At 66.5% G+C, this 23381-nt stretch carries 23 protein-coding genes; 16 read left to right on the top strand and 7 right to left on the bottom strand.

Features of this window, described 5'->3' with window-relative positions:
- Nucleotides 1-5: 5 nt before the first annotated feature.
- Both RM532_RS10000 and RM532_RS09995 read left to right on the top strand, forming a co-directional pair.
- Entirely contained in the window at nucleotides 6-716 is a 711-nt protein-coding gene (locus RM532_RS10000) for a lysophospholipid acyltransferase family protein (protein WP_311653182.1), read from the top strand.
- Nucleotides 713-1360, top strand: coding sequence for a 4'-phosphopantetheinyl transferase family protein (locus RM532_RS09995; RefSeq protein WP_311653181.1), 648 nt, complete (start codon nucleotides 713-715; stop codon nucleotides 1358-1360). Before RM532_RS10000 ends, RM532_RS09995 begins: the two co-directional genes overlap by 4 nt.
- Here the strand turns inward: RM532_RS09995 and RM532_RS09990 are convergent.
- Together RM532_RS09990 and RM532_RS09985 are read right to left on the bottom strand one after the other, a co-directional pair.
- Entirely contained in the window at nucleotides 1318-1851 is a 534-nt protein-coding gene (locus RM532_RS09990) for an NUDIX hydrolase (RefSeq protein WP_311653180.1), read from the bottom strand. The genes RM532_RS09995 and RM532_RS09990 overlap by 43 nt on opposite strands.
- Nucleotides 1852-1897: 46 nt before the next feature.
- Nucleotides 1898-2701 carry a UDP-2,3-diacylglucosamine diphosphatase gene (locus RM532_RS09985; RefSeq protein WP_311653179.1) on the bottom strand — a complete coding sequence of 268 codons (804 nt, stop codon included), beginning with the start codon at nucleotides 2699-2701 and terminating at the stop codon, nucleotides 1898-1900.
- A gap of 160 nt (nucleotides 2702-2861) precedes the next feature.
- Here RM532_RS09985 and purD point away from each other — a divergent pair, with 160 nt between their 5' ends.
- Genes purD through RM532_RS09960 form a run of 5 tightly spaced genes read left to right on the top strand, consistent with a single transcriptional unit; the run spans nucleotide 2862 to nucleotide 8120 of the window.
- Nucleotides 2862-4190 carry a phosphoribosylamine--glycine ligase gene (gene purD, locus RM532_RS09980; RefSeq protein ID WP_311653178.1) on the top strand — a complete coding sequence of 443 codons (1329 nt, stop codon included), beginning with the start codon at nucleotides 2862-2864 and terminating at the stop codon, nucleotides 4188-4190.
- A gap of 39 nt (nucleotides 4191-4229) precedes the next feature.
- Nucleotides 4230-4799: a retropepsin-like aspartic peptidase RloA3 gene (rloA3, locus tag RM532_RS09975; RefSeq protein ID WP_311653177.1), complete on the top strand. Its 570-nt coding sequence runs from the start codon at nucleotides 4230-4232 to the stop codon at nucleotides 4797-4799.
- Nucleotides 4800-4838: 39 nt separating this feature from the next.
- Nucleotides 4839-6374 (top strand): inactive transglutaminase family protein, encoded by a 1536-nt coding sequence (locus RM532_RS09970; protein ID WP_311653176.1) that lies wholly within the window; start codon nucleotides 4839-4841, stop codon nucleotides 6372-6374.
- A gap of 14 nt (nucleotides 6375-6388) precedes the next feature.
- Entirely contained in the window at nucleotides 6389-7390 is a 1002-nt protein-coding gene (locus RM532_RS09965) for an alpha-L-glutamate ligase-like protein (protein ID WP_311653175.1), read from the top strand.
- Nucleotides 7374-8120 (top strand): DUF1461 domain-containing protein, encoded by a 747-nt coding sequence (locus tag RM532_RS09960; RefSeq protein ID WP_311653174.1) that lies wholly within the window; start codon nucleotides 7374-7376, stop codon nucleotides 8118-8120. Before RM532_RS09965 ends, RM532_RS09960 begins: the two co-directional genes overlap by 17 nt.
- Before the next feature lie 648 nt (nucleotides 8121-8768).
- On the opposite strand, the gene rho is transcribed toward RM532_RS09960, so the two are convergent.
- Together rho and trxA are read right to left on the bottom strand one after the other, a co-directional pair.
- Nucleotides 8769-10028, bottom strand: coding sequence for a transcription termination factor Rho (gene rho, locus RM532_RS09955; protein ID WP_311653256.1), 1260 nt, complete (start codon nucleotides 10026-10028; stop codon nucleotides 8769-8771).
- Between the two features lie 444 nt (nucleotides 10029-10472).
- On the bottom strand, nucleotides 10473-10802 hold the full coding sequence (gene trxA, locus RM532_RS09950) for a thioredoxin TrxA (RefSeq protein ID WP_311653173.1): 330 nt from the start codon (nucleotides 10800-10802) through the stop codon (nucleotides 10473-10475).
- A 299-nt stretch (nucleotides 10803-11101) separates the two neighbouring features.
- On the opposite strand from trxA, the gene RM532_RS09945 reads away from it, so the two are divergent.
- Nucleotides 11102-12409, top strand: a complete 1308-nt coding sequence (locus RM532_RS09945; protein WP_311653172.1) for a DEAD/DEAH box helicase — start codon at nucleotides 11102-11104, stop codon at nucleotides 12407-12409.
- 10 nt (nucleotides 12410-12419) lie between these two features.
- Here the strand turns inward: RM532_RS09945 and RM532_RS09940 are convergent, their stop codons facing one another.
- A complete protein-coding gene (locus tag RM532_RS09940; protein WP_311653171.1) occupies nucleotides 12420-13085 on the bottom strand; it encodes an HAD-IA family hydrolase in 666 nt (221 codons plus the stop codon).
- Nucleotides 13086-13150: 65 nt separating this feature from the next.
- Between RM532_RS09940 and cysQ the strand changes: the two genes are divergently transcribed.
- Complete coding sequence (cysQ, locus tag RM532_RS09935; protein ID WP_311653170.1) at nucleotides 13151-13948, top strand: 3'(2'),5'-bisphosphate nucleotidase CysQ; 798 nt, start codon at nucleotides 13151-13153, stop codon at nucleotides 13946-13948.
- A gap of 28 nt (nucleotides 13949-13976) precedes the next feature.
- On the opposite strand, the gene RM532_RS09930 is transcribed toward cysQ, so the two are convergent.
- A complete protein-coding gene (locus RM532_RS09930; RefSeq protein WP_311653169.1) occupies nucleotides 13977-15239 on the bottom strand; it encodes a 6-phosphofructokinase in 1263 nt (420 codons plus the stop codon).
- Nucleotides 15240-15430: 191 nt separating this feature from the next.
- Here RM532_RS09930 and RM532_RS09925 point away from each other — a divergent pair, with 191 nt between their 5' ends.
- Complete coding sequence (locus RM532_RS09925; RefSeq protein ID WP_311653168.1) at nucleotides 15431-15982, top strand: adenylate kinase; 552 nt, start codon at nucleotides 15431-15433, stop codon at nucleotides 15980-15982.
- A gap of 7 nt (nucleotides 15983-15989) precedes the next feature.
- Here the strand turns inward: RM532_RS09925 and rnd are convergent, their stop codons facing one another.
- On the bottom strand, nucleotides 15990-17159 hold the full coding sequence (rnd, locus tag RM532_RS09920) for a ribonuclease D (protein WP_311653167.1): 1170 nt from the start codon (nucleotides 17157-17159) through the stop codon (nucleotides 15990-15992).
- Between the two features lie 27 nt (nucleotides 17160-17186).
- Here rnd and RM532_RS09915 point away from each other — a divergent pair, with 27 nt between their 5' ends.
- The 6 genes from RM532_RS09915 to lexA all read left to right on the top strand — a co-directional run bounded on the left by RM532_RS09915 (nucleotide 17187) and on the right by lexA (nucleotide 23332).
- On the top strand, nucleotides 17187-17735 hold the full coding sequence (locus RM532_RS09915) for a hypothetical protein (protein ID WP_311653166.1): 549 nt from the start codon (nucleotides 17187-17189) through the stop codon (nucleotides 17733-17735).
- 34 nt (nucleotides 17736-17769) lie between these two features.
- Complete coding sequence (gene mpl / locus RM532_RS09910; protein WP_311653165.1) at nucleotides 17770-19122, top strand: UDP-N-acetylmuramate:L-alanyl-gamma-D-glutamyl-meso-diaminopimelate ligase; 1353 nt, start codon at nucleotides 17770-17772, stop codon at nucleotides 19120-19122.
- A gap of 146 nt (nucleotides 19123-19268) precedes the next feature.
- The gene (locus RM532_RS09905) at nucleotides 19269-20156 is read left to right on the top strand and encodes a hypothetical protein (RefSeq protein ID WP_311653164.1); all 888 of its coding nucleotides are present in this window, start codon (nucleotides 19269-19271) and stop codon (nucleotides 20154-20156) included.
- 246 nt (nucleotides 20157-20402) lie between these two features.
- The gene (locus tag RM532_RS09900) at nucleotides 20403-21650 is read left to right on the top strand and encodes a hypothetical protein (RefSeq protein WP_311653163.1); all 1248 of its coding nucleotides are present in this window, start codon (nucleotides 20403-20405) and stop codon (nucleotides 21648-21650) included.
- 221 nt (nucleotides 21651-21871) lie between these two features.
- On the top strand, nucleotides 21872-22561 hold the full coding sequence (locus RM532_RS09895; protein ID WP_311653162.1) for a hypothetical protein: 690 nt from the start codon (nucleotides 21872-21874) through the stop codon (nucleotides 22559-22561).
- Nucleotides 22562-22708: 147 nt separating this feature from the next.
- Nucleotides 22709-23332: a transcriptional repressor LexA gene (lexA, locus tag RM532_RS09890; protein ID WP_311653161.1), complete on the top strand. Its 624-nt coding sequence runs from the start codon at nucleotides 22709-22711 to the stop codon at nucleotides 23330-23332.
- The last annotated feature ends 49 nt before the right edge of the window (nucleotides 23333-23381 follow it).

The raw sequence follows: 23381 nt of genomic DNA, 5'->3' as shown, positions 1-23381 counted from the left end.
CACCCATGGGCCAACGCGAACCCTTTCTCCGCAATCCCGACGGCAGCCTGCGGGCCAACCTGACGTTCTGGCAGAGCCTGCAGATCACGCTGCTGGCCTGGGTGGTGTCGGCGTATCTCTGGCTGGTGCGCTGGACCTGTCGCTTCGATGTGGTGGCCGGCAGCGGCTATGTCGAGACCGCGCGCCGCGAGGGCCCGGTAATCGCCTGCGCCTGGCACCAGGCGGAACTGGTCAGCGGCATCTACCTGCTGAACTGGCAACGGCTGGGCATGCGGATGGGCTTTCTGATCAGCCCGTCGCGGGAAGGCGAATTCATCGCCCGGGTGGCAGCCCTGCACGGCGGCGCCGTGATGCGGGGGTCATCCACCCGCTCCGGCCGCGAGGCCCTGTGGGCCATGGGAAAGGCCCTGCGCGAGGGCAAATCGCCAGTGGTGTTCGCGGATGGTCCCAGCGGGCCGGCGCAGCAGTTCAAGGCCGGAGCGGTGATCCTGTCGCGACGTACGGGGGCGGCGGTGCTACCGGTAGGCTGTGCGCTCAACCGTTACTGGCAGCTGCGCACCTGGGACGGCACGCTGATTCCCAAGCCGTTCGCCCGTTTCCGCATTGCCCTTGGGCCACCGCAGATCATCGGCCGCGATGCGGATGCCGCCACCGAGGCCGAACGGCTGGGACGGCTGCTCAACGAACTCACCGAACAGGCCTGGCAGGGCACGTGACGGCGGAATCCGGGCTTTACCTGCTCAACCGCCGCGATCTGCCGCCGGTATCCGCGGCCTGGCGGGCGGCGCTGTCGGCACCGGTGCGTGAGCGTCTCGCGGCCATGACCAGTACCCGCGCCCGCCGGCAGAGCGAGGACGGGCTGCGGCTGCTGGCGGCCGCCGCCGGCCATGACGGCTGGCCGATTGATCTTGCTGCGCTGACGCGGCGGGACGGCCAGCTGGGCATGCCCGACGGGCCCGCGATCAGTCTCAGCCATGCCGGGGACTACGCGGTATGCGCGGTGACCGATGGCGGTGCCATCGGAGTGGACATCGAGCGCATCCGGCCGCTGCGGACCCTGCGGGTGCTGCGGCTGCTGTCGCTGGCGGAAAACGCGGCCGCGGAACATGACCCGGCGATGTTCTTCGTGAGCTGGACCGCACGCGAGGCGGTGATCAAGGCGACCGGACAGGTCGGGCCACGCCGCCTGGCCGCGGTCCGGATCGAAGCGGACACCGCATGGCTGGACGACCGGGCATTCCGGCTGTCACGCCCGCCGGCGCCGGCGGGTTACGCGTTGTGCACAGCCGCCGAAGGGGCGCCACCACCGGCCGAGGCTCAAGACCTCACGGCGTCCGTCAGGAAAAACAGCGCGGCGTAGACCTTGTGATCCACCGACCGGCCGGCGGCAACCTGTTCGGCCAGCCAGTGGCGCACGCCGGCCAGCGGGACGTGCAGCACGCGAATGTCCTCGCCGCCCACGCCGCCGCCCTCGCCCACGCGTTCCAGGTCGAACGCCCGCACCATGGTCACCAGTTCCGAGGCCATGCCCGGCGAGGAAGGGCCGTCGTAGAGGTGTTCAACCCGCCCCGGGCGGTAACCGGTTTCCTCGAGCAACTCACGCGCTGCGGCGGTTTCCGGCGTGTCATCGGTGCCGCCGTCTGCGTCGCCGACAAGGCCCGCGGGCAGCTCCAGCACCCGACCGCCCATGGGCACGCGGTACTGATCGACCATCAGCAGTTCATCATCCGGCGTGACCGCGAGAATGTGGACGGCACCGGCAGCATTCACCCGCGACACGTACTCCCACTTGCCGCGCCGCGACAGGCGCAGGAAGCGGCCCTCGGCGAGAATTTCCACGGCATCGTTCATGCCGGCAGTGTCAGCGGTCACCCGCCGTGGCGCAAGCCGGCCCGGATCACGCCACGCGCAGCTGGGTGACGTTCTGGTGGGTTTCTTCCGTGTCGGCCCAGTGCAGGATTTCCATGTGCCCGTCGTGGTGCTCGACCAGCGCGGTGCAGGATTCCACCCAGTCGCCCGAGTTGTAGTAGGTCACACCTTCGAGGTTCTTGATCTCGGCATGGTGGATGTGGCCGCAGACCACCCCGTCAAAGCCGCGGCGCCGGCATTCGTGAGCCACCGCCTTCTCGAATTCGGAAATGAAGTTCACCGCGGTCTTGACCCGCTGCTTGGCAAAGGCGGACAGCGACCAGTACGGGTAACCCAGCCGCGCCCGCGCCCAGTTGACGTAGCGGTTGGCCCGCAGCAGCGAGGTGTAGGCCGCGTCGCCGATCAGCGCCACCCACTTGTGGTAGCGGGTGACCACGTCGAACAGGTCGCCGTGGATGACGAACAGCTGCCGGCCGTCCGCGGTTTCGTGCACCATATCGTTGACCACGTGCACGTTGCCCAGCCGCAGTTCGTAGTCCACGAACTTGCGCAGGAAATCGTCATGGTTGCCGGTGACGTAGTAGACCTGCGTGCCGCGCTTGGACTTGGTCAGAATCTTGCGGATGACGTTGGTATGGGTCTGCGGCCAGTAGAAATGGTTGTGCAGACGCCAGCCGTCGATGATGTCGCCAACCAGATACAGCGTGTCGCACTGGTTGTCCTTGAGAAACTGCGTGAGGCGCTCGGCCTGACAGCCGGCCGTACCCAGATGCACGTCGGAAATCCAGATGGTCCGGTAACCGGCGCGGGTGTTGTCGCTGGTGTCGGTCATGGGCTCGGCCTCGCGGATCGGGTCATGACCCGAAGGCTAGCCCCGGGCTCTGACGGCCATGTGACAGGAACATGACAATTGGATGACAGCCCGCCGCCGCTGGGGCCGCCGCCCGGTTGCTGCTAATATCCGCGCCGCCCGCTCTCCAAGCCCGGATTCCATGGCAGACAACACGGTTCTGATCGTCGGCGGCGGCGGCCGCGAACATGCACTTGCCTGGAAAACCGCCCAGTCATCGCGGGTGAGCCGGGTGCTGGTGGCGCCGGGAAACGCCGGCACCGCGCTGGAACCGGGGGTGGAAAACGTGGCGGTGACTGACACCGATATCGACGGCCTGCTCGATCTGGCCCGCCGCGAATCCGTCTACCAGACCATCGTGGGCCCCGAAGCCCCGCTGGCGGCCGGTATTGTCGATGCCTTCCGCGCCGCCGGGCTGCGCTGCTTCGGTCCTACCCGGGCGGCCGCCCAGCTGGAATCGAGCAAGGCCTTCACCAAGGACTTTCTCGCCCGTCACCGGATTCCCACCGCCGACTACCGGGTGTTCGATAACCCCGATGAAGCCGTCGCCTACATCCACGAGCGCGGGGCACCGATCGTGGTCAAGGCCGACGGCCTGGCGGCCGGCAAGGGGGTGATCCTGGCCGAGGATGTGGATACCGCGGTGGCCGCGGTGCGCGACATGCTCTCCGGGCAGGCGTTCGGCGATTCCGGCAAGCGCGTGGTGGTGGAGGATTTCCTGCAGGGCGAGGAAGCCAGCTTCATCGCGCTGGTAGACGGCGAGCACATTCTCCCCCTGGCCAGCTCCCAGGATCACAAGGCGGCGCTGGATGGCGACCTCGGCCCGAACACCGGCGGCATGGGCGCCTACTCCCCGGCGCCGGTGGTGACCGACGCGGTGGCCTACACCATTCTCGAGCAGGTGATGCGACCCACGGTAGCCGGCATGGCGGCCGAGGGACGCCGGTTCACGGGATTTCTCTACGCCGGGCTGATGGTGGAACCGGACGGCGGTTGCCGGGTGCTGGAATTCAACGCCCGCATGGGTGATCCGGAAACCCAGCCGCTGCTGATGCGGCTGCGCACCGACCTGGTCGACATCATCGATGCGGCGCTCGACGGCCGGCTCGACCGGATCACCGCCGACTGGGATCCTCGCCCCTGCCTGGGTGTGGTGATGGCGGCGGGCGGCTATCCCGGCAGCTACGCCAAGGGCGACCTCATCGAAGGCCTGGACGTGGACGGCGAACCCGACACCAGGGTTTTCCATGCCGGCACCCGGACCGGTGAGCGCGGAGTGGAGACGGCCGGTGGCCGCGTACTGTGCGTGTGCGCGCTGGATTCGGACATAGCCGCAGCACAGGCCCGTGCCTATCGCCGCGTGGCCGGGATCACCTGGCCGGGCGTGCAATACCGCACGGACATCGGCTATCGTGCCCTCCGGCGCAGCGTTACGAGGGGCGGGGAGACGTCGGAACCAGCGGCTTCCTGAAAGCCGCCGCGCATTGCACCAAGCACAGGAGACCACCGAATGCGACTGCCCGCCCTGCTGACCGCTGCCCTGGTACTGCCGATCATCGTCGGCGCCGCCCAGGCCCGCGAGTACACCGAGCATGCGCGCATCTTCGGCTGGGTGGAAAAGGCCGAGATCGAGCCCTGGGGGATCGAAATCAAGGCCAAACTGGACAGCGGGGCCCTGACCTCGTCGATGCATGCCCGGGATATCGAGCGCTTCGAGAAGGATGACGAGGACTGGGTGCGTTTCACCGTTGACGTGGAAGACACCGAGGAAGACGAAACCGTCACCCGCACCTACGAGCGCCCCCTGTTCCGCAACGTCAGAATCCGCGGGGCCGGTGGCACCGAGCGCCGCCCGGTGGTGCTGATGAAGATGTGCATGGGCCAGCGTGTCTACGAGGAGCAATTCTCGCTGGAGAACCGCAGCGACATGAACTACCCGCTGCTGATCGGCCGTCGCACCATCCAGCACCTGGGGCTGCTGGATGTCACCGCCACCTTCCTGCACGAACCGTCCTGTGATGACGACTCTCCCGTGTCGCGCGAAGAGGGGCGGGAGGATGACGAGGATATCGGCACCTGACCCCGTGTCATCGGTCGCTACGCCCGTGAACCACCCGCAATGAAGGATCTGCACGTCAAGCTGCTGGCGCTGGTGCTGGCTATCATCGGCATCGGCACCTGTGTCTACAAGGTGGAACGGCTGGGCCTGCCGATCAGCCCGTCGGGGCAGACCCAGGTATGGGTGGTCGAGGCCCGGTTGCAGTTCCAGGGTCAGGGCCGCTCGGCCAAGATCTCGGCGCGGATTCCGCATAAGCCGCCCGGCTTTTCGATGCTGGACGAGGATTTCGTCTCCGGCGGGTTCGGCCTGGCCACGGAACTCACCGGTGTAAATCGCCAGGCCCTCTGGGCCGCCCGCAACGTGCGCGGCGGCCAGACGCTGTACTACCGCGTGGTGCTGGCCGAGGACTCGGACAACAACCGCGACCGCACACAGCCCAAGCCCCGCTACCCGGAAGTCCCGGATTATCCGGAACCGGAGAGTTCGGCCGTAATGGCGCTGCTCGACGGTGTGCGTAACCAGTCGGCGGACATCGTCTCCTTCACCCGCGAGCTGCTCCAGCAGTTCAACGATCCCACACCCAACGAAAATGTCAGCCTGCTACGGGAGGAGCTGGGCACGCCGGCCGAGCGGGTGGCCGAAATCCGGCACGTGCTGGCAGGCGCCCGCATTCCCAGCCGCGTGGTTCATGTGCTGGTATTGCAGGACAGCACCCGCGAGACGGAACTCGAGCCCTGGCTGGAGGTACACAACGGCGACCAGTGGGTAGCCTTCAATCCGGCCACGGGGGCCAGCGGCTTCCCCGACAACGTGCTGGCCTGGACCACCGGCGACGTGCCGCTTACCCAGGCGGAAAACGCCAGCAAACCCGAACTCACCTTCGCCATCAGCCGCTCGTCACGCGAGGTGATGAGCGTGGCCCAGCAACGGGCGCGGCTGCTGGATTCCGGGCTCTTGGAGTTCTCGCTGCTGTCGCTGCCGGTTTCCACCCAGAACGTCTACAAGATTCTGCTGACCGTGCCGCTGGGGGTTTTCGTGGTGGTGCTGATGCGCAATTTCATCGACATCAAGACTTTCGGCACCTTCATGCCCATCCTGATTGCGCTGGCATTCCGGGAAACCAAGCTGATCTGGGGCATCATCCTGTTCTCCACGCTGGTGGCGCTGGGCGTGATGATCCGCTTCTACTTGGAGAAGCTGAAGCTGCTGCTGGTGCCCAGGCTGGCCTCGGTGGTGATCATCGTGATCCTGCTGATGGCCGGGGTGTCGGTGGTCAGCCACAAGCTGGGGCTGGACCGCGGGCTGTCGATCGCCCTGTTCCCGATGGTGATCCTGGCCATGACCATCGAGCGCATGTCGGTGACCTGGGATGAATCCGGACCTCAGGAGGCACTGCTGGCCGGCCTGGGCAGTCTGTTGGTGGCCATCATCGGCTATCTGGTGATGGCGGACCCGCTGCTGAGTTATCTGACCTTCGTGTTCCCCGAACTGTTGCTGGTGCTGCTGGCCGCCACGCTGCTGATGGGTCGCTATACCGGCTACCGGCTGTCCGAACTGCGGCGATTCCGCTCGTCGCTGTCCGGCCGCAAGGGCTGACGACCATGGCGCTGATGAGCCGCCTCCGATTGATGCGTCGGCTGGCACGCCGGAATCCGCCACTGATCATGCCCTGGACCCTGCGCCGACAGGGACTGCTGGGCATGAACCAGCGCAACGGCGACTACATCATGCGTTACAACCAGCGGCGCTTCTATCCGCTGGTCGACGACAAGCTGCGCACCAAGCAACTGGCCATGGACGCCGGCATCGCGGTACCCGCGCTGCTGGGCGTCATCGAGATCCAACACCAGGCACGTGATCTGGCCAACATGCTGGGCGGGCGCACCGATTTCGTGATCAAGCCCGCCCAGGGCTCCGGCGGTAACGGCATCATGGTGATTGCGGGGCGCCGTGGCGGGCGCTACATCCGGGCCTCGGGCGTGGTCGCCACCGACGGCGACATCCAGCATTTCGTGTCCAACATCCTGTCGGGCATGTACAGCCTGGGCGGCCTGCCCGACAAGGCGATGATCGAGTACCGGGTCAAACCGCATCCGGTGTTCGATGCCGTCAGCCACCAGGGCGTCCCCGACATCCGCACCATCGTGTTTCGCGGGGTGCCGGTGGCGGCCATGGTACGCCTGCCTACCCGCCAGTCGGACGGCAAGGCCAACCTGCATCAGGGTGCCGTCGGAGCCGGCGTGGACCTGCTCACGGGCCGCACGCTCGACGGGGTCTGGCTCAACCGGGTGATCGACGAACACCCGGATTCAGGCCAGTCCATCCGGGCGATCGAAATCCCCGACTGGAATCTGTTGCTGGAACTGGCGGCCCGCTCCTACGATCTCACCAAACTGGGCTATCTGGGCGTCGACGTGGTGCTGGACCGCGACCAGGGCCCGCTGGTGCTGGAGTATAACGCCCGCCCAGGGCTGGCCATCCAGATTGCCAACCAGGCCGGACTGCTGAAGCGCCTGCGGGCGGTCGAAGCGCTGGAAACGATTCCGGACCGGGCAGTCGACCGGGTTGCCCTGGCCAAGCGGCTGTTCGGGGGCGATGGCACGTCTGCCTGAACTCCGGCGCGCCGCGCGTGCCCTTGGTTGGAGCGCTTTCATCCTCGGCCTGCTGCTGGCCGCGTTCTGGCTGACCTGGCTGGTCTGGTCGGCAGCCGGTTTCAGCTACGGCTTCTGGCACGAGGCCGTTGGTCTGGACGACAACATCGCCGAATATGGACCGCAGAACCGTTACCGGCAGGGTTTCCAACTGACCACCGAGGCCGAGCGGACCCGGCTGTTCGACGAGATCGTCACCGCCATCAACCGCGACCCCGACCGCCTGGCCGGTCTGACCTATCACGCCCCGGACGGCCGTCCCCTCGGCCGGCTGCTGCGACCACCCGAGATCCGGCACCTGGAGGATGTGGCCTGGCTGGTCGGGCTGTTCCGCGTCGCCGGCTGGAGCGCGGTGGTGCTGACCCCGCTGCTCGGCGGCCTGATCATCCGCCGTCGCTGGCCGCTACCAGCCTGGCGGTCGCTGGCCACCGGCGCCGGCGTGATTGCCGCCGGCCTCACCGCCCTGCTGGTGATCGCCGGCCCCACGGCGGTGTTCTACCACCTGCATGTCTGGATCTTCCCCGCCGACCACCAGTGGTTCTTCTATTACCAGGAATCGCTGATGTCGACGATGATGCGGGCGCCGGTGCTGTTCGGAGCCATTGCGGTGCAGTGGGCGGTTACCGCCTTGCCCCTGGCAGTGTTGGGGTTGCTGGTTCATCGGGGGTTGCACCGCCGGCTTGGGCGGTAAGCGAACACGGAGCCGTAGGGCGCCATTCATGGCGCCTGCCCAGTCGTAGACCGGCACAAGCGAAGCGCGTTGCCGGCGATTTCTGATTCATGGCGTGAAAGAATTTCGCCCTGAAGGGCGAGTTCCTTTTCTTGCGCGCCCAAGAAAAGCAACGAAAAGAAGGGCGCCCGGACCGCTTGTCCCCCGGTCAGCGCGGTAGCGCTGACCGGGGGATTCCCGCCCGACCGCCGGGCGGCAAGCGCTAACGGGAGGGAAGAAGCGACCCCACCCGGCTGTGACACCTTTTCTTCATTCCCGTCGGGACGAGCTGAGCACTGCAGGGCGGCGAGGTTCCCGGCCCGTAGGGGCGCGCCCAGGACGGGCGCGCGGTTTTCGCCGGGTCATGGATGACCCGTCGAAACACCCCCTCGCCGACCGAAGCGCACAGGGCATCCTGCCTCGAACCCCGTTCGAGGCAGGACTCGCCCGCCGGAAGCGCTTCTTTGGTGACTTTCTTGTCGCACAAGAAAGACACCCGGCCCGCTTCAGCGGGGTGGAATCTTCGGCTTTTCCGATTCAGATGTTTGATTCGGCCGCATGAATGCGGCCCTACAAGCACGTCGATTGTAGGGCGCCATTCATGGCGCCGCGCTCAAGGCAGGACGTCGGCTACTGCCGCTTCATCGACTCGAAGAATTCGGCATTCGTCTTGGTCTGCTTCATCCGATCGATGAGCAGTTCCATGCCGGCCAGATCGTCCATGCCGTGGAGCAGTTTGCGCAGCACCCAGATCTTCTGCAGTTCCACCGGATCAACCATGAGTTCTTCACGGCGAGTGCCGGAGCGACTGAGATTGATCGCCGGGTAGACACGCTTCTCGGCGATGCGACGCTCCAGGTGCACTTCCAGGTTGCCGGTGCCCTTGAACTCCTCGTAGATCACCTCGTCCATCTTGGAGCCGGTTTCCACCAGGGCGGTCGCAATGATGGTGAGGCTGCCGCCCTCTTCCACGTTGCGGGCCGCGCCGAAGAAGCGCTTGGGCTTCTGCAGGGCATTGGCGTCCACGCCACCGGTGAGCACCTTGCCGGACGAGGGCGCCACGGTGTTGTAGGCGCGAGCCAGACGGGTAATGGAGTCCAGCAGGATCACCACATCCACCTTGTGCTCGACCAGACGCTTGGCCTTCTCGATCACCATGTCGGCCACCTGTACGTGGCGGGCGGCGGGTTCGTCGAAGGTGGATGACACCACCTCGCCGCGCACCGAGCGTTCCATTTCGGTGACTTCCTCGGGCCGCTCGTCGATCAGCAGCACGATCAGGTAGCAGTCGGGATGGTTGTGGGCGATGGACTGGGCCACGTTCTGCAGGATCATGGTCTTGCCGGCCTTGGGCGGCGACACGATCAGGCCACGTTGACCCTTGCCGACCGGTGCGACCAGATCGATGGTCCGGGCGGTGATGTCCTCGGTGGAGCCATTGCCGATCTCCAGGCCCAGCCGATCCTGCGGAAACAGTGGCGTCAGGTTCTCGAACAGCACCTTGCCCTTGGATTTCTCCGGTAGCTCGTAGTTGATCTGGTCGACCTTGAGCAGCGCGAAGTAGCGCTCCGAATCCTTGGGCGGGCGCACCCGGCCGGTGACGGTATCGCCGGTGCGCAGGTTGAAGCGTCGGATCTGCGAGGGCGAGACATAAATGTCGTCCGGACCGGCCATGTAGGAGGCATCGGCACTGCGCAGGAAGCCGAAACCATCGGACAGGATTTCCAGCACGCCGTCGCCGTGGATGCGTTCACCCAGCTTGGCGCGGGCCTTGAGGATGGTGAAGATCAGGTCCTGCTTGCGGGTGCGCGAGATGTTCTCGATACCCAGTTCCTGGGCCATGGTCATCAACTCAGCGCCCGTACTGCGCTTGAGCTCGGTGAGGTTGATCACCGGGCGGTCGTCGTTGTCGTCCTCTTCCTCGTAGGCGGCCAGCTCTTCCTCGTCGAAATCGAAATCGCCGCCCTGGTTGGGATCGCGATTGGGATTGCGGTTGCCGTTGTTGTTGTTCCCGTTGTTGTTATTGCCGCCGCGGCGATTGCCGTTGCCGCGGTTGCCACCGCCGCCGCCGCCACCGCCGCGCTTGTCGCCGCGACGCCGTCGCGGTTTGCGCGGGCCACCGTCGCCGCCGCCGCTGTTGTTGTTCTTGCCGCGGGCGGGGCCGCCGGAAGCCTCGACGCTATCGTCAAAGCCGGGACGTTCTTCGATCTTCTGGTCGGACACTTGGCAGTTCCGTCTAGTGGTGGAAACGGCCGCAGGGCCGGTTTCGGGGTATGTCAGTCGCGGGGAGAGAGCGTAACGGCCGCCGGCAAGGCCGGCGGCCGGAAAGTCGATTCAGCCGATGTGGCCGTCGAGGAATTCGGTCAGCTGGGTCTTGGACAACGAGCCAACCTTGGTGCCCTCGACTTCACCACCCTTGAACAGCATCAGCGTGGGAATGCCACGGATGCCATAGCGGGGCGGCGTGTTCGGGTTTTCGTCGATGTTGAGCTTGGCGATGCGCAACTTGCCCTCGTACTCGTCGGCAATCTCGTCGAGCACCGGTGCAATCATCTTGCACGGGCCGCACCACTCTGCCCAGTAGTCGACCAGCACCGGCGTGTCAGCGCCCAGCACATCCTGATCGAAGCTGTCATCGGTAACCTTGACTATGTTTTCACTCATTCGCTTGCGTCCTCGTGACTTGCAGGACAATGGGAATCGGTATCGCGCCGGGGGTACGGGTATCGGCGCCACGGCTCTAATGTGGGGGCGCAACCCCGAATGATCAAACTGTTATGATGTCGGGCGAATCGGCGGGAACAGTTCCCGTCCAGGGCCGAATACGCGACTTTATGGCGGAAGCCGCCCGCCGGCGCGGCGGGCGTTACCTGTATTGGAGCCCATTATTCGGCGTATTTCAACCCCGAGCGACGACACCCGCCTCGGCATGCGGGCGCGTACTGGTGACGAGAAGCCCCCACATGACTGATTCCCGGCTGCTGACCGACGTTTCCATCGATGCCCTCGGGCTCGATCCTTCGCTGTCCCGAGCGGCCGCGGAACTGGGATTTACGTATTGTACGCCGATTCAGGCCGACACCATTCCGCTGGCCCTGAGGGGCGAGGACGTGGCCGGCCAGGCGCAGACCGGCACCGGCAAATCAGCGGCGTTCCTGCTCGCCACCATGCACCGACTGCTGGCAAACGCGCCGGATCCGTCCAATCGCGCACCGCAGACCGCCAGCCAGCCGCGCGCGCTGATTCTCGCCCCGACCCGCGAGCTGGCGATCCAGATACACAAGGATGCCGAGGGCCTGAGCAAGCACAGCGGACTGAAACTGGTGGTGTGCTACGGCGGCACCGGCTACGACACACAGCGCCAGGCCATTGCCGACGGCGTGGACATTCTCATCGGCACACCCGGCCGGCTGATCGACTACTGGAAGCAGAAGGTCTACACCCTGAAGGCAATCGAAGTGGCGGTGCTCGACGAAGCCGACCGCATGTTCGACCTCGGTTTCATCGACGACATCCGCTTCATGTTCCGGCGCATGCCGCCGCCCGGCGACCGCCTGAACATGCTGTTTTCGGCCACGCTGTCCCATCGGGTGATGGAGCTGGCCTACGAACACATGAACAGCCCGCAGCTGATCAAGACCGATACCGATACGGTCAACGTCAAGGCCATCCGCCAGAAGCTCTACCACGTCAGCCGCGAAGACAAGCTGCCGCTGTTCCTGGGCCTGCTGCGGCGCATCGATCCGACCCGCACGCTGGTGTTCATTAATACCAAGCGCGAGGCCGAGAAGGTGGAGGACACCCTCAACGCCAACGGCATCCAGGCCGCCACCCTGTCCGGGGATGTGCCACAGAAGAAACGCGAGCGCCTGCTCGACGATTTCAAGGAGGGCAAGCTGCCGGTGCTGGTGGCCACCGACGTGGCGGCCCGCGGGCTGCACATCCCGGCGGTATCACACGTGTTCAACTACGACCTGCCCCAGGACGCCGAGGACTATGTCCATCGTATCGGCCGCACTGCCCGGGCCGGCGCCGAGGGCGACGCCATCTCGCTGGCCTGCGAGACCTACGTGTACTCGCTGCCCGACATCGAGAAGTACATGGGCCACAAGATCGATTCGGAAGTGGCCCCCTCGGACTATTACGCCAACGATATCGAGCGCCCCGCCCCGCGGCCGCGCAAACCCCGCGGCGGACCGCGACGGCGCAGCGGGGGTAACGGCGGTCGGGGCGGCGATCGCCGTCGCAACAGCGGCGGCGGCCGACGCTGAATCGCGCCGTTCAGTCCGGCCGGATATCGGCCACACCGTCCACCACTGGCCGATGGACATGCTCGCGCACCGCGGCGCGGGTATCCGGCCTGGCAATCGCCACCACCTGTCCGATGCCGTAGGTCCGGGCGGCGGCCACCACCGCCGGGCTGTCATCCACGAACAGCGCCCGCTCGCGCTGGAAATCGATGCGCTCGGCCAGGCCCGTCCAGAAGTCCGGATGCTCCTTGGCATGGCCGATGTCGTGCGAGGTGACGATGCCCGCAAACCGCGATGCCAGACCGGTGCACTCCATCTTCAGGGCCACCACGTCGGGATGCGCGTTGGTAACGATCCAGGCCGGCCGGCCGGCGGCGGTCACGGCATCCAGAAACGCCAGCGCGCCGGGCAGCGGCTGAATCAGGTCCCGAAGATCCTGCTTGAGCGCCATGATGTCGAGCGCCGTGGTGCGGCTCCAGAAGTCGGTGCAGTACCAGTTGAGCTGGCCGGCATGGTGCTCGAACACCGGCATCAGTTCGGCGCGAGCCGCCTGTTCATCCAGCCCGCGGGCCTGCGCATAGCAGCGCGGCAGGTGCTCGTTCCAGAAGCGGTTGTCGAAATGCAGATCCAGCAGGGTGCCGTCCATGTCCAGCAGGACGGTGTCCACCTGTGCCCAGTCCACGATGCGATGCGTCATGCGCGGGAGGATACCGCCGCCCGGCGTCGGTATCATGTCGCGCCCACTTCACCGGCAATACCGACATGCCCCAGGCCGATCCACTGCTACCCGACGTCATCGCCATCGCCGAGAACGCGGGACGCGCCATTCTCGACGTTTACCACGGCGACTTCGGTGTCGAACAAAAGGCCGACGACAGCCCGCTGACGGCGGCCGATCTCGTCGCCCATCGGGTAATCGCAGCGGGGCTGCGCGAACTCACACCGGACTGGCCTCAGCTGTCCGAGGAAGGTGCCGACATCGACGCCGCCACGCGTCATGGCTGGTCGCGCTACTGGCTGATCGATCCGCTCGACGGCACCAAGGAGTTCATCAAGCGCAACGGCCAGTTCACGGTGAACATCGCGTTGATCGAGGACGGTGTGCCGGTACTGGGCGTGGTACATGCGCCGGAACTGGACAGCACATGGTCGGCCGCCCCGCGGGCCGGCGCCACCAAGCGCGAGGCCGATGGCTCGCAGCGGGCGCTGTCGGTGGCGACGGTGGATCCGGCCCGGCCCCGGGTGCTGGTGTCGAGTTCGCATCGCACGCCGGAAGTGGATGCCCTGCTCACCCGGATGCCGGATTTCGAGCCGGTGGCGATGGGTTCGTCACTGAAGTTCTGCCTGATCGCGGAGGGCGAGGCCGACTTCTATCCCCGCCTGGGCCCGACCTCCGAGTGGGACACCGGCGCTGCTCACGCGGTGCTCACCGCGGCCGGCGGTGAAGTGGTGGAGCTCACGGGCAACCCGCTGCGCTACAACCAGCGCGATGGTCTGCTCAACCCCCATTTCCTGGCCTTCGGTGATACCCGCCACGACTGGCGCCAGTACCTGGACTGACGCCGGGGGCAACCGGGACGGCCGCGGATCAGACCTGGAACGAGCGCCCCGTGCGCTTTTCCACCGCCACGTTCTGCAGCCGGGTGTACTGCGGCAGGCCGTGCACGAACGGCGGGTAGTCCTCCCCGGCGATCAGCGGCGCCAGGTAGCGCCGGCAGGCCTCGGTGATATGGAAGCCGTCCGCGCTGATGTACTCGGCCGGCATCTTGCGCTCGACATTGGCCACCTGGTCCAGCGGCGCCTCGCCCAGCGACCAGCGGTAGGGGTCGTCCGACTCCCGCTCGATAGTCACCATCACGCCAGACTTGCCGGCCATGGCGTATTCCACCGCCGCCCGACCCACGGCATAGGCCTGTTCGATGTCGGTGGCCGAGGCGATGTGGCGCGCCGCTCGCATGAGGTAGTCGGCAATCGCATAGTGATACTTGTGGCCGAGCCGATCCTTGATCAGATTGGCCAGGGTCGGCGCCACGCCGCCCAGCTGGGTGTGGCCGAAGGCGTCCGTGCTGCCGGCGTCGGCCAGGAACTGCCCGTCCGCGTTGCGCACCCCTTCCGACGCGACGATGGTGCAGTAGCCGTCGCGCTTGACGCACTCGTCGACCCGGGCCAGGAACGCGGCCTCGTCGAAGGTGACTTCCGGAAACAGCAGGATGTGCGGATCACGCCCGTCCTCGTCCGACGCCAGCCCGCCGGCGGCGGCGGTCCAGCCCGCGTGACGGCCCATGACTTCCAGAATGAACACCCTGGTGGATGTCTTGCACATGCTGGCCAGATCGAAACTGGCCTCGCGGATGGATACCGCAGTGTACTTGGCCACCGAGCCGAAACCGGGGCAGCAATCGGTCAGCGGCAGGTCGTTATCCATGGTCTTGGGCACGTGGATGGCCTGGATGGGATAGCCCATCTGCTCGCCCAGCTGGCTCACCTTGAGACAGGTGTCGGCGGAGTCGCCGCCGCCGTTATAGAAGAAGTAGCCGATATCGTGGGCCTTGAAGACCTCGATCAGCCGTTCGTACTCCGCCTGATTCTGGTCGAACCCCTTGAGCTTGTAGCGGGCCGACCCGAACGCCCCGGCCGGCGTATGCTTGAGGGCAGCGATCGCCGCAGGGGATTCGCAACTGGTGTCGATCAGGTCTTCGGTGAGCGCCCCGACGATGCCGTCACGTCCGGCGTAGACCTTGCCGATGGCGTCCGGATGTTCGCGGGCGGCCTCGATCACCCCGCAGGCGCTGGCATTGATGGCGGCGGTGACGCCGCCGCTCTGGGCATAGAAGGCATTGCGGGCAGTCATCGGGGCTCTCTCGCAGTCAAGTTGCAGGGATTGGGGGCTACAAGAATACCCGCTGTTTCCCGGCACGGAAAATTGACTTACCCCCGAGCACTGTTTAGCCTGCGCGGCTTCCAGAAGGCGCGCGCAAGGCCGTGGAATCCATTATTCCGCCGCCATAATCAGAGCGTGCGTCGATTCCGAGGAGAACCAACATGCGAATCGTGTTGTTCGGGGCCCCCGGCTCCGGCAAGGGCACCCAGGCAGAGAAGCTGGTCGAGGATTTCGGGGTCCCGCAGATTTCCACCGGCGATCTGCTGCGTGCGGCGGTCGCCGACGGCACCGAACTCGGCAGGAAAGCCAAGTCCGCCATGGACGCCGGCGAGCTGGTGGCCGACGAGGTGGTGATCGGCATGATCCGCGACCGGCTGGACGAGCCAGACACCGCCAACGGCTTCATTCTGGATGGCTTTCCGCGCAGTCTGGCCCAGGCCGAGGCGCTGGATACCATGCTGGAGAAACTCGGCCGGCCGGTGCAGCGGGTGATCCACCTGGAAGTCGACAACGAGGAGATCGTCCAGCGCCTGCTCGAACGCGGCCGCGCGGACGACAACGAGGACACCATCCGCAACCGGCTGGATGTCTTCGATAATCAGACCCAGCCACTGATCGAGTACTACCGCAACCAGGGCAAGCTCGAGGCGGTGGACGGCATGGGCGACATGGACGCCATCCAGGCCCGCATCCGAGCCGCGCTGCCGAGCTGAGAACCTGCTAACTGGCCGGGACTTCCTCCAGCACCACCGAATTGCCGTCGGCGCGCAGCAACGCACGCCCTTCCAGCAGTGCCAGCAGCCGTTCGCCGGCGGCAGCCCGGCGCCACCCCCGCAGGATGGGCAGGTCGCGTTCGCCGCTCACCAGTGATTCCAGATCCTTGCGCGTGGCCAGAGCGCCGGCGCTGATCTCGGCCTCGGCGGCCCGCGCCTTGAGGCCGCAGGTCAGCAGGTCCACCAGCGCCTGACCGTCGGCATCCAGCGGCTGGCCGGGTCCGATGAGCGCCTCCGATGGCTCATCGGCTGCAGCCGCGATACAGGCCAGGATAGCCGCCTCCTGCTTGCGGCGGGTGGCGTCGGCCAGCCCGCGCACTCGGGCCAGTTCGCCGGCATCACGCGGGCGGCGTCGGGCCAGGTCCACCAGCACGTCATCCTTGATGATCCAGCCGCGCGGCCGGTCACTGTCGACCGCGGTGCGCTCCCGCCAGGCGGCCAGTTGTGCCAATGCCCGCTGCTGACCGGCGCGCAGCTTGCGCACACCCTTCACCCGGCGCCAGGCATTGTCCGGGTCCGGCGTGTAACGGACCGGATCGGTCATTGCCTCGAACTCGGGCGCCAGCCAGGCCAGACGTCCGCGGGCCTCCAGTTCATCGCGCAGCGCGGTATAGGCCCCGGTCAGATAACGCACATCATCGGCGGCATAATCGATCTCGTCGGCGCTCAACGGCCGCCGGCTCCAGTCGGTGCGGGAATGGGCCTTTTCCAGTCGCACACCCAGCACATCCTCGACCAGCCGGGCATAGCCGATCTGGTCGGCATGACCCAGCAGCGCCGCCGCCACCTGGGTATCGAACACCGGGCGGGGCATCTCGCCGACCGCCTGGTACAGGACCTCCAGATCCTGGCTGGCGGCATGGAAGACCTTGATCACCGAGGTGTCCGCCAGAAGCGGCGCCAGGGGGGTCAGATCCTCGCAGGCCAGCGGGTCGATACAGGCCAGTTCGTCGGCGGTGGCCACCTGAATCAGACACAGCTGCGGGAAGTAGGTTCGTTCGCGCATGAACTCGGTGTCCAGCGCCACCCACTCGGCCTGCCGAAGCCGATCGACCAGCGCGGCCAGACCGGCCTTGTCGCTGACCACGGCGACCTTGTCGGGTGCCTCCGGTATCATGCGGCCCACTTGTAGGATTGTTGCATCATGTTCGTCCAAACCTTACGCGTCACTCTGGATATCCTGTTGCTGAGACGGGGGCCGCAGGATCTGCCTGCGGACTGGAACCTGCTGTCGCTGGTTGCGGGCGCCTATCTTACCCTGACGTTCGCCCAGGTCAGCGTGGCCGCATCGGTGGGCCCCGCGCTGGCCCAGGCCCTGCTGGCCACCGGGCTGCTGGCGCTCTACGTTCACGGGGTGCTCAAGTTCCGCGATCTGAGCCCCCGCTTTCTGCAGACGCTGATCGCGTTGTTCGCCACGGGCAGCGCACTGACCATTCTCATGCTCGGCCCCACCAGCGCACTGGCGCCGATGCTCACGGCCCTGGCCGAGGGGGCCTCGCCGGATGACATTCCCCAGCCCTCGACGCTGGTGCTGCTGGTGTACATGATCGTGGGCATCTGGGGGCTGATCGCCTTCGGCCACATCTACCGGCATGCGCTGGATCTGTCGCTCGGACTCGGGGTACTGGTGGCTCTGGGCTACGAAATGCTGCTGTTCATGGCATTCGCCCTGATCGGTCCCGCGTTGCGGTGACGGCCACAACCGGGCGCATGCGGGTACGCGGCTGATGCAGGTCCACATCAGCGGCATCGGCGGCACCTTCATGGCTGGGGTGGCACTGCTCGCCCGGGCCGCCGGCCACCGGGTGACCGGCTCGGACCAGGGCCTTTATCCACCCATGAGCACACAGCTGGCCGAGGCCGGCATCGAGGTGTTCGACGGCTACGGCGCAGACAACCTCATACACCGGCCGGATCAGGTGGTCCTCGGCAATGCGCTGTCGCGTGGCAATGCCGAGGTCGAGGCGGTGCTGGACGCCGGTCTGCCCTACACGTCCGGGCCACAGTGGCTGGCCGAAAACGTGCTGGCGGGCCGGCATGTGCTGGCCGTGGCCGGCACCCACGGCAAGACCACCACCGCCAGCATGCTGGCCTGGCTGCTCGAGGATGCCGGACTGGCGCCGGGGTTCCTGATCGGCGGCATTCCCGGCAATTTCGGCGTTTCGGCCCGGCTGGGCGAGGGCGAATGCTTCGTGGTGGAGGCCGACGAATACGACACAGCATTCTTCGACAAGCGTTCCAAGTTCGTCCACTACCGACCGCGCACGCTGGTGCTGAACAACCTGGAATTCGATCACGCGGACATCTTCGATGACCTGGCCGACATTCAGCGCCAGTGTCATCACCTGGTGCGTACCGTGCCGGGGCGTGGCCGGATCATCCACAACGCCACCGAGCCGGCCATCGACGAAGTCCTGGCCATGGGCTGCTGGACACCGCGGGAGGCCTTCGGGACACCAAGCGGCTGGCAGGCCCTGCCCCGCCGCGATTCCGCCACCGATTTCGATGTCCTACACGCCGGTGAGCTGGCCGGCGCGGTGAACTGGAACCAGACCGGCGCGCACAATCGCATGAATGCCCTGGCCGCCCTGGTAGCGGCCAGCCACGCCGGGGTGGCACCTGCGTCGGCCTGTGCCGCCCTGGCCGGCTTCGCCGGAGTCAAGCGCCGCATGGAACAACGTGGCGAGGCCGGCGGGGTCGTCGTCTATGATGATTTCGCTCATCACCCCACGGCCATCGCCACCACCCTGGCGGGCCTGCGCGCCAGCTTCCCGGACGGTCGCATCCTGGCGGTGCTGGAACCCCGCTCCAACACCATGCGGCTGGGCATCCATCGTGACCGCCTGGCCACCTCGCTGGCCGCGGCGGACGCCGTGTTCGTCTACACCGCCGATCTGGCCTGGGACGCTGCCGAGACGTTAGCCGGCCTGAGCGATCACGCCGCACTCGCCGACGACATCGATACGCTGGTGCATGCCATCGTCACGGCAGCACGCCCCGGCGACCGGGTCGTGGTGATGAGCAATGGCGGCTTCGGCGGCATCCACGAACGGCTGCTGAGCGCTCTGGCGAACCACTGACCGCCATGGCCCGACCCGGCGACAGCATTTTCCGACATTTACCGTGGCATTTCGCTGATAGGCAGACCCGCCAACAGCCCTGATCCTCTCACCGACCACGCCCGGTGCCACACGGCACCGTTCAATCCCAGAGGGAGGAAAAGACGATGCATACAAGCAAACACTGGGTGGCAGGCGCTGCCCTGCTGGCGCTTTCCGGGGTCAGCCAGGCGCAGGATCCGGTCGCCAATCTCACAGGGGGCCTCAATCAGCTGGCGATCAACCTCAACGGCACGGCGAACACGCTGCTGATGGGCGATGCCAGTGCCACCACCGAAAACCTGGGCATGACCGTGTCCACGCTGATCGGGGATCTGTCCGCCGGTACGCCGGCGGCCGGGCTGGCCGACTCGGGCATCGCCCTGACCGATTCGCTGACCAATGCCGCGCTGGGCCTCACACCAACCCTCGACGGCATCACCATCCCGGTGGCCCAGGTCGGTGAACCGCTGACCCTGCCGCTGATCCAGGTCACCGATGACCTGCTGGGTGAGGGTTTGCCGCTGCTGGGCGGTGGCGAACTCGATGGCCTGCCCCTGCTCGGTGGCGACCTGCTGGGCGGCGACGGGCTGCCATTGATCGGTGGCTTGCTGGGCGGTGACGACGGCGGATTGCCATTGATCGGTGGCTTGCTGGGTGGCGAAGGCGGCATCCCCGTCATCGGCGGGCTGCTCGGCGGCGAGGGTGGCCTCCCGATTGTCGGCGGATTGCTGGGCGGCCAGGGCGGCATCCCTGTCATCGGTGGCCTGCTGGGCGGTCAAGGCGGTATCCCCATCATCGGCGGGCTACTGGAAAGCGAGGATGGCCTGCCGCTGATCGGTGGCCTGCTCGGCGGCCAGGGCGGCCTGCCCGTCATCGGCGGCCTGCTCGGCGGCGGCATGGTGGCCGGCAACGGTCAGGGCATGCTGCTGACGGAACTGCCGCTGCCACTCGAGTCGCTCGATCCGAACACGGCCGGTGCGCTGGTTAACGGGGTCTCGCTGGCCGGCCTCTGAGCCAACCAACGTCGGGCAAAACAGACCCGCGAATCAGGGCCCGGCCTCATCGCCGGGCCTTTTTCGTGGCCGGGTATCAATCCTCGCGCTGGCAATACGCCGACCATGGCGTCAATTTTCTGACGCCCGCTGGCGCAAATCACCGATAGACCCGTCCCGACCCCGGCGGGATCATGCGGGCAGGTATTCCGGACTGCGTCGTGCACCCGCCCGACGCCATTCGTCATTTCAGGGAGGAAATGCATCATGAAAACCAAGCATTGCTTGAAATCCGCCGGGCTCGGTCTGGCACTACTGGCCGCTTCCGGCGGCAGCTGGGCCCAGGATGGCGGCAACATCGTGGCGGCGCTGGACCACGCCGTGATCAATCTGGACTCAACACTCAAGAATGTCCTGACCGGCAATGCCGTTGCCGCGACCGACGATCTGCAGATTCTGGTCAACACGCTGGCGATGGACCTAGCCGACGGCAGCCCCCTGGCTGACCTCGCCGCCGAAGACGGCATGCTGCAGGGTCTCACCGACCCGCTGTTCGGCATTGCCGGGAGCAATCTGGCCCCGCTACTTGGCAATCTGTCAGCACCGCTGGTCGAGATCGGTACACCGCTCAGCGCGCTCTACGTGAACGGCGGCCTGCTGGCCAACGGCATTCCCCTGGTCAACGGTGAGGAAATTGTTCTGCTGAGCAATGGAGCCCTGCCATCGCTGGGTGGCCTGGGTCTGCCCACCGGCCTGCTGGTGGTGGTCCGGGATCTGACCGAAGTGGATCTGGTCGGTCCTGGCGACGGGGACATGGGCGGTGTACTGCTGCCGATTGCCGGCGGAGACGGCAGCCTGCCGCTGTTGGGCGGCACCGACGGCCTGCCGTTGATCGGCGGCCTGCTCGGTGGCAGCGAAGGCGGTCTGCCTCTGGTCGGCGGCCTGCTCGGTGGCGAGGGCGGCCTCCCGATCGTGGGCGGCCTACTCGGCGGTGAGGGTGGCCTCCCGATCGTGGGTGGCCTGCTCGGCGGTGAGGGTGGCCTCCCGATCGTAGGCGGCCTGCTCGGCGGTGAGGGTGGCCTCCCGATCGTGGGCGGCCTACTCGGCGGTGAGGGTGGCCTCCCGATCGTGGGCGGCCTACTCGGTGGCGAGGGCGGCCTCCCGATCGTGGGTGGCCTGCTCGGCGGTGACAGTGCCGGAGGGCTGCCCCTGGTGGGCGATCTACTCGGGGGCGAGGGTGGCTTACCCATCGTCGGCGTCCTGTTGGGCGGTGACGGCGATCTGCTGCTTCTGGGCGATCTGCTGGGCGGCGACGACGGCGGTCTGCCGCTGATCGGCGGCCTGCTGGGCGGCCAGGGCGGCTTGCCCATCGTCGGTGGGCTGCTGGGCAGCGGCATGGTGCTGGCTGGCGGCAACAACGGTCTGCTGCCCGAGGAAGTGCCGCTACCGTTGAATCAGGTCGACGGCGGCACGCTCACCGCGCTGGCCCGGGATGTCACCCTGCAGGGGCTGTAAACACAGGCATCGCGCCGCCCGTGACAGGCGAGGGCGATGGCATGACAACGTCCCGTTTCCGACCCGCCCGACGTGCCTTGCGTCGGGCGGGTTTTCATTACTGACGATTCTTCGTGTAGTCTGCTTCCTACGCGGTCCTGGCAGCAGAACAACAACGGTCTCTGCCTTGAACACGTCATTTTCGAACCATCTCAATAATGGCCGAGCGTAGGAGAGCCACCATGAAACGCATTGCACTTACAGTCGTGCTGTCAGCCGGTTTTGTCGGCAGCGCCGCAGCCCAGGGGCCGGAAAACCTGCAGGTCCTGCTCAACAACGTTGACAACACTGTCAATGGCCTGGTTGAAGGACCTGCCGCCAATCGCGGTCTGGATTCCAGCCTGATTGCCAGCCTCAACGGTGAACTGGTCAACGATAACGGCGACATCATCGCGCCGGACTACGTCGAGAACACTCTGACCGACGTCCCGGCCAACCTGTTCACCGGTACGCTGGTCGGCACGCCGCTGGAAGGCATGGAACTCGAGTTCATCGCTGCCGGCCGTGATCTTGGCCAGCAGCTGGTTAATGCTGGTCTTCCGCTGTTCGAAGCGCTGGACGGCCCCGCCGGCCAGCTCGCCGATGCCGGTGCGCCGCTGAGCGACCCGGCCATCGTCTTCCTGGAAGAACTCGAATTCAATCTGGTACTGGACACCGTGATCCCCGATCCGACCGGAGGCGCTGCTGGCGGTCTGCCGGGTCTGGGTGATGTCGGTCTGCCGGGCCTTGGCGATGCCGGCCTGCCGGAACTGCCGGGCCTCGGTGATGCCGGCCTGCCCGCGCTTCCGGGCCTGGGCGACGCCGGTCTGCCCGCACTCCCGGGGCTGGGCAGCCTGACTGATCTGCTGATGCTGCCGAATCTGCCGTCCTAACCCTCCTCGGGTAACGGCATTCGCGCAACAAGCCCCCGGCCCTCGGCCGGGGGCTTTTTCGTGGAAGATCGAATAACCCGCATGGAGGCGTTGTACATCGATCACTAGCTGTATATATTTACACGCAACCGGCAATCGGATCGCTCCATGCTCGAACTCACCGACCGCCAGACCCTGATTCTGGCCTTCATCCGCGACACCCTCGCCGAACGGGGCATTCCGCCGACGCGGGCGGAGATAATGGACCACTTCGGCTTTGCCTCGCCCAATGCCGCCCAGGCCCATCTGCGAGCGCTGGCCCGGCGCGGGGCGATCGAGCTCAGCGCCGGTCACAGCCGCGGCATCCGGCTGTCCCCCCAGGTCGCCGATCCCGATACCCTGCCACTGATCGGCCGGGTGGCCGCCGGCGCCCCGATCCTGGCGGTGGAGAACATCGAAACCCATCACCGGATCGCTCCCTCTCTGTTCAAGCCGCGGGCCGACTACCTGTTGCGGGTACGCGGCGACAGCATGATCGACGCCGGCATCCGTGATGACGATCTACTGGCCGTGCACGCCACCCGCGAGGCGGCCAACGGCCAGGTGGTGGTGGCCCGGGTGGATGACGAGGTCACCGTCAAGCGCTTCCGACGCCGCGGCAGCATCATTGAGCTGCTACCGGCCAACCCTGCCTACGAGCCCATCGTGGTGGATGGCAGCGGCCAGTCGCTGGCAATCGAGGGCCGAGCCGTGGGCATAATCCGCCGCGGCGAGTTCAGCGATAGGCCGTGAACGGGACGGTTGCCGATCTATGGCCACCCGGCCTGTTCGCCAATCAGCC

The organism is Spectribacter hydrogenoxidans (genome assembly GCF_031846275.1).
Taxonomy (GTDB): Bacteria; Pseudomonadota; Gammaproteobacteria; order Nevskiales; family Salinisphaeraceae; genus Spectribacter; species Spectribacter hydrogenoxidans.
The sequence above is the reverse complement of the archived record's forward strand: the minus strand, read 5'-3'. Positions and strand labels throughout refer to the sequence as shown.

What these genes read in the sequence shown, in the direction of transcription:
- lexA (WP_311653161.1), top strand. Translation starts at nt 22,709, where the DNA reads ATGCTCGAACTCACCGACCGCCAGACCCTGATTCTGGCCTTCATCCGC.
- RM532_RS09970 (WP_311653176.1), top strand. Translation starts at nt 4,839, where the DNA reads ATGAAGGATCTGCACGTCAAGCTGCTGGCGCTGGTGCTGGCTATCATC.
- RM532_RS09985 (WP_311653179.1), bottom strand. Translation starts at nt 2,701, where the DNA reads ATGACCGACACCAGCGACAACACCCGCGCCGGTTACCGGACCATCTGG.
- RM532_RS09895 (WP_311653162.1), top strand. Translation starts at nt 21,872, where the DNA reads ATGAAACGCATTGCACTTACAGTCGTGCTGTCAGCCGGTTTTGTCGGC.
- RM532_RS09930 (WP_311653169.1), bottom strand. Translation starts at nt 15,239, where the DNA reads ATGACTGCCCGCAATGCCTTCTATGCCCAGAGCGGCGGCGTCACCGCC.
- RM532_RS09960 (WP_311653174.1), top strand. Translation starts at nt 7,374, where the DNA reads ATGGCACGTCTGCCTGAACTCCGGCGCGCCGCGCGTGCCCTTGGTTGG.
- RM532_RS09915 (WP_311653166.1), top strand. Translation starts at nt 17,187, where the DNA reads ATGTTCGTCCAAACCTTACGCGTCACTCTGGATATCCTGTTGCTGAGA.
- mpl (WP_311653165.1), top strand. Translation starts at nt 17,770, where the DNA reads ATGCAGGTCCACATCAGCGGCATCGGCGGCACCTTCATGGCTGGGGTG.
- RM532_RS09905 (WP_311653164.1), top strand. Translation starts at nt 19,269, where the DNA reads ATGCATACAAGCAAACACTGGGTGGCAGGCGCTGCCCTGCTGGCGCTT.
- RM532_RS10000 (WP_311653182.1), top strand. Translation starts at nt 6, where the DNA reads ATGGGCCAACGCGAACCCTTTCTCCGCAATCCCGACGGCAGCCTGCGG.
- RM532_RS09940 (WP_311653171.1), bottom strand. Translation starts at nt 13,085, where the DNA reads ATGACGCATCGCATCGTGGACTGGGCACAGGTGGACACCGTCCTGCTG.
- purD (WP_311653178.1), top strand. Translation starts at nt 2,862, where the DNA reads ATGGCAGACAACACGGTTCTGATCGTCGGCGGCGGCGGCCGCGAACAT.
- rnd (WP_311653167.1), bottom strand. Translation starts at nt 17,159, where the DNA reads ATGATACCGGAGGCACCCGACAAGGTCGCCGTGGTCAGCGACAAGGCC.
- RM532_RS09900 (WP_311653163.1), top strand. Translation starts at nt 20,403, where the DNA reads ATGAAAACCAAGCATTGCTTGAAATCCGCCGGGCTCGGTCTGGCACTA.
- RM532_RS09965 (WP_311653175.1), top strand. Translation starts at nt 6,389, where the DNA reads ATGAGCCGCCTCCGATTGATGCGTCGGCTGGCACGCCGGAATCCGCCA.
- RM532_RS09925 (WP_311653168.1), top strand. Translation starts at nt 15,431, where the DNA reads ATGCGAATCGTGTTGTTCGGGGCCCCCGGCTCCGGCAAGGGCACCCAG.
- RM532_RS09990 (WP_311653180.1), bottom strand. Translation starts at nt 1,851, where the DNA reads ATGAACGATGCCGTGGAAATTCTCGCCGAGGGCCGCTTCCTGCGCCTG.
- cysQ (WP_311653170.1), top strand. Translation starts at nt 13,151, where the DNA reads ATGCCCCAGGCCGATCCACTGCTACCCGACGTCATCGCCATCGCCGAG.
- trxA (WP_311653173.1), bottom strand. Translation starts at nt 10,802, where the DNA reads ATGAGTGAAAACATAGTCAAGGTTACCGATGACAGCTTCGATCAGGAT.
- rloA3 (WP_311653177.1), top strand. Translation starts at nt 4,230, where the DNA reads ATGCGACTGCCCGCCCTGCTGACCGCTGCCCTGGTACTGCCGATCATC.
- RM532_RS09945 (WP_311653172.1), top strand. Translation starts at nt 11,102, where the DNA reads ATGACTGATTCCCGGCTGCTGACCGACGTTTCCATCGATGCCCTCGGG.